Consider the following 5,247-nt stretch of genomic DNA (forward strand, 5'->3'; position numbering starts at 1 on the left):
GGCGTTTTCACGTCGTCGCGAATCTGGGTATGTGTGTGTGATGATGCGAATTTTCGGTGGTGTCTTCACCCGCGTTCTGCCGTTGGCAGATTGCTTGGGTGTTATATGGTCAAGCCTCACGGGCAATTAGTATGGGTTAGCTCAACGCCTCACAGCGCTTACACACCCCACCTATCAACGTCGTAGTCTTCGACGGCCCTTCAGGGAGCTCAAGGCTCCAGTGAGATCTCATCTTGAGGCAAGTTTCCCGCTTAGATGCTTTCAGCGGTTATCTCTTCCGAACATAGCTACCCGGCAATGCCACTGGCGTGACAACCGGAACACCAGAGGTTCGTCCACTCCGGTCCTCTCGTACTAGGAGCAGCCCCTCTCAAATCTCAAACGTCCACGGCAGATAGGGACCGAACTGTCTCACGACGTTCTAAACCCAGCTCGCGTACCACTTTAAATGGCGAACAGCCATACCCTTGGGACCGGCTTCAGCCCCAGGATGTGATGAGCCGACATCGAGGTGCCAAACACCGCCGTCGATATGAACTCTTGGGCGGTATCAGCCTGTTATCCCCGGAGTACCTTTTATCCGTTGAGCGATGGCCCTTCCATACAGAACCACCGGATCACTAAGACCTACTTTCGTACCTGCTCGACGTGTCTGTCTCGCAGTCAAGCGCGCTTTTGCCTTTATACTCTACGACCGATTTCCGACCGGTCTGAGCGCACCTTCGTACTCCTCCGTTACTCTTTGGGAGGAGACCGCCCCAGTCAAACTACCCACCATACACTGTCCTCGATCCGGATAACGGACCTGAGTTAGAACCTCAAGGTTGCCAGGGTGGTATTTCAAGGATGGCTCCACGCAGACTGGCGTCCACGCTTCAAAGCCTCCCACCTATCCTACACAAGCAAGCTCAAAGTCCAGTGCAAAGCTATAGTAAAGGTTCACGGGGTCTTTCCGTCTAGCCGCGGATACACTGCATCTTCACAGCGATTTCAATTTCACTGAGTCTCGGGTGGAGACAGCGCCGCCATCGTTACGCCATTCGTGCAGGTCGGAACTTACCCGACAAGGAATTTCGCTACCTTAGGACCGTTATAGTTACGGCCGCCGTTTACCGGGGCTTCGATCAAGAGCTTCGCTTGCGCTAACCCCATCAATTAACCTTCCGGCACCGGGCAGGCGTCACACCCTATACGTCCACTTTCGTGTTTGCAGAGTGCTGTGTTTTTAATAAACAGTCGCAGCGGCCTGGTATCTTCGACCGGCATAAGCTTACGGGGCAAGCCCTTCACCTTCGCCGGCGCACCTTCTCCCGAAGTTACGGTGCCATTTTGCCTAGTTCCTTCACCCGAGTTCTCTCAAGCGCCTTGGTATTCTCTACCCAACCACCTGTGTCGGTTTGGGGTACGGTTCCTGGTTACCTGAAGCTTAGAAGCTTTTCCTGGAAGCATGGCATCGACCACTTCGTGCCCGAGGGCACTCGTCATCAGCTCTCGGCCTTAGGATCCCGGATTTACCTAAGATCCCAGCCTACCACCTTAAACTTGGACAACCAACGCCAAGCTGGCCTAGCCTTCTCCGTCCCTCCATCGCAGTAACCAGAAGTACAGGAATATTAACCTGTTTTCCATCGACTACGCTTTTCAGCCTCGCCTTAGGGACCGACTAACCCTGCGTCGATTAACGTTGCGCAGGAAACCTTGGTTTTTCGGCGTGCGAGTTTTTCACTCGCATTGTCGTTACTCATGTCAGCATTCGCACTTCTGATACCTCCAGCAAGCTTCTCAACTCACCTTCACAGGCTTACAGAACGCTCCTCTACCGCGTCACTTGCGTGACACCCGTAGCTTCGGTGTATGGTTTGAGCCCCGTTACATCTTCCGCGCAGGCCGACTCGACTAGTGAGCTATTACGCTTTCTTTAAAGGGTGGCTGCTTCTAAGCCAACCTCCTAGCTGTCTAAGCCTTCCCACATCGTTTCCCACTTAACCATAACTTTGGGACCTTAGCTGACGGTCTGGGTTGTTTCCCTTTTCACGACGGACGTTAGCACCCGCCGTGTGTCTCCCATGCTCGGCACTTGTAGGTATTCGGAGTTTGCATCGGTTTGGTAAGTCGGGATGACCCCCTAGCCGAAACAGTGCTCTACCCCCTACAGTGATACATGAGGCGCTACCTAAATAGCTTTCGAGGAGAACCAGCTATCTCCGAGCTTGATTAGCCTTTCACTCCGATCCACAGGTCATCCGCTAACTTTTCAACGGTAGTCGGTTCGGTCCTCCAGTCAGTGTTACCTAACCTTCAACCTGCCCATGGATAGATCGCCCGGTTTCGGGTCTATACCCAGCGACTAAACGCCCTATTAAGACTCGCTTTCGCTACGCCTCCCCTATTCGGTTAAGCTCGCCACTGAATATAAGTCGCTGACCCATTATACAAAAGGTACGCAGTCACAGAACAAGTCTGCTCCCACTGCTTGTACGCATACGGTTTCAGGTTCTATTTCACTCCCCTCTCCGGGGTTCTTTTCGCCTTTCCCTCACGGTACTGGTTCACTATCGGTCAGTCAGTAGTATTTAGCCTTGGAGGATGGTCCCCCCATGTTCAGACAAAGTTTCTCGTGCTCCGTCCTACTCGATTTCATTGACAAGAGATTTTCGCGTACAGGGCTATCACCCACTATGGCCGCACTTTCCAGAGCGTTCCGCTAATCTCAAATCAACTTAAGGGCTGGTCCCCGTTCGCTCGCCACTACTAAGGGAATCTCGGTTGATTTCTTTTCCTCAGGGTACTTAGATGTTTCAGTTCCCCTGGTTCGCCTCTTGCACCTATGGATTCAGTACAAGATACCTGGCTTGTGCCAGGTGGGTTCCCCCATTCAGAGATCTCCGGATCAAAGTCTGTTTGCCGACTCCCCGAAGCTTATCGCAGGCTACCACGTCTTTCATCGCCTCTGACTGCCAAGGCATCCACCGTATGCGCTTATTCACTTGACCATATAACCCCAAGCAATCTCAGGGTTACGGTTGTGAAGACAACATTCGCCGAAAATTCGCGATCAACTCACAAATTTTACCTTAGCCTGATCACACCAGCAGTGAAACTGGTCTGAACAGTCTATCTTCTATCACATACCCAAATTTTTAAAGAACGATTCTGGAAAAGACCAGAAATCAACATTCATGCCTCGTGCCGAGGGAATGCTCATTTCTAAGCTTTCGAACAGATAAGGTGGTGGAGCCAAGCGGGATCGAACCGCTGACCTCCTGCGTGCAAGGCAGGCGCTCTCCCAGCTGAGCTATGGCCCCGCAATCGTGCCAACCGAAGTTGGTGGGTCTGGGCAGATTCGAACTGCCGACCTCACCCTTATCAGGGGTGCGCTCTAACCAACTGAGCTACAGACCCAATACAGGGCTTGCATCACAAAATCGTCTTTACAAGGAATCAAGCAATTCGTGTGGGTGCTTATGGGCGGCTGTGTCGTCGATTAAGGAGGTGATCCAGCCGCAGGTTCCCCTACGGCTACCTTGTTACGACTTCACCCCAGTCATGAATCACACCGTGGTAACCGTCCTCCCGAAGGTTAGACTAGCTACTTCTGGTGCAACCCACTCCCATGGTGTGACGGGCGGTGTGTACAAGGCCCGGGAACGTATTCACCGCGACGTTCTGATTCGCGATTACTAGCGATTCCGACTTCACGCAGTCGAGTTGCAGACTGCGATCCGGACTACGATCGGTTTTGTGAGATTAGCTCCGCCTCGCGGCTTGGCGACCCTCTGTACCGACCATTGTAGCACGTGTGTAGCCCAGGCCGTAAGGGCCATGATGACTTGACGTCATCCCCACCTTCCTCCGGTTTGTCACCGGCAGTCTCCTTAGAGTGCCCACCTTAACGTGCTGGTAACTAAGGACAAGGGTTGCGCTCGTTACGGGACTTAACCCAACATCTCACGACACGAGCTGACGACAGCCATGCAGCACCTGTCTCAATGTTCCCGAAGGCACCAATCCATCTCTGGAAAGTTCATTGGATGTCAAGGCCTGGTAAGGTTCTTCGCGTTGCTTCGAATTAAACCACATGCTCCACCGCTTGTGCGGGCCCCCGTCAATTCATTTGAGTTTTAACCTTGCGGCCGTACTCCCCAGGCGGTCAACTTAATGCGTTAGCTGCGCCACTAAGCGCTCAAGGCGCCCAACGGCTAGTTGACATCGTTTACGGCGTGGACTACCAGGGTATCTAATCCTGTTTGCTCCCCACGCTTTCGCACCTCAGTGTCAGTATCAGTCCAGGTGGTCGCCTTCGCCACTGATGTTCCTTCCTATATCTACGCATTTCACCGCTACACAGGAAATTCCACCACCCTCTACCATACTCTAGCTTGCCAGTTTTGGATGCAGTTCCCAGGTTGAGCCCGGGGATTTCACATCCAACTTAACAAACCACCTACGCGCGCTTTACGCCCAGTAATTCCGATTAACGCTTGCACCCTCTGTATTACCGCGGCTGCTGGCACAGAGTTAGCCGGTGCTTATTCTGTCGGTAACGTCAAAATCGTCACGTATTAGGTAACGACCCTTCCTCCCAACTTAAAGTGCTTTACAATCCGAAGACCTTCTTCACACACGCGGCATGGCTGGATCAGGCTTTCGCCCATTGTCCAATATTCCCCACTGCTGCCTCCCGTAGGAGTCTGGACCGTGTCTCAGTTCCAGTGTGACTGATCATCCTCTCAGACCAGTTACGGATCGTCGCCTTGGTAGGCCTTTACCCTACCAACTAGCTAATCCGACCTAGGCTCATCTGATAGCGTGAGGCCCGAGGGTCCCCCACTTTCTCCCGTAGGACGTATGCGGTATTAGCAACCGTTTCCGGTTGTTATCCCCCACTACCAGGCAGATTCCTAGGCATTACTCACCCGTCCGCCGCTCGCCACCAGGAGCAAGCTCCCGTGCTGCCGCTCGACTTGCATGTGTTAGGCCTGCCGCCAGCGTTCAATCTGAGCCATGATCAAACTCTTCAGTTCAATACTGCTTGGGTTTTGAGAAAACCCTAAACTTGGCTCAGCAATCGCAAAACTTCCCGAAGGAAGCCACTCAATTCGAATTTCTTCGTCCGAGTATTTGTGATGCTGATAATCATTGTGACAATCAGTCCAACTCACAAGCACCCACACGAATTGCTTGATTCATTTGTTAAAGAGCGGTTGGTTGAGCCTTTCGCTTCAACCGAGGCGCGCATTCTACGCT

General features: G+C 52.7%; 2 tRNA genes and 2 rRNA genes. All 4 read right to left on the reverse strand.

Annotated features, from left to right (window positions below):
- Nucleotides 1–105 precede the first annotated feature (105 nt).
- Nucleotides 106–2,993, reverse strand: a 23S ribosomal RNA gene (locus tag OGL93_RS22015).
- A gap of 236 nt (nt 2,994–3,229) precedes the next feature.
- Nucleotides 3,230–3,305, reverse strand: a tRNA-Ala gene (locus OGL93_RS22020).
- Nucleotides 3,306–3,325: 20 nt separating this feature from the next.
- Nucleotides 3,326–3,402, reverse strand: a tRNA-Ile gene (locus tag OGL93_RS22025).
- Between the two features lie 83 nt (nt 3,403–3,485).
- Nucleotides 3,486–5,024: ribosomal RNA gene (locus OGL93_RS22030) — 16S ribosomal RNA — on the reverse strand.
- Together the 16S and 23S rRNA genes with 2 tRNA genes alongside form the textbook arrangement of a ribosomal RNA operon.
- Nucleotides 5,025–5,247 lie beyond the last annotated feature (223 nt).

It is taken from the genome of Pseudomonas sp. RIT-PI-S, assembly GCF_025642975.1.
GTDB lineage: Bacteria > Pseudomonadota > Gammaproteobacteria > Pseudomonadales > Pseudomonadaceae > Aquipseudomonas.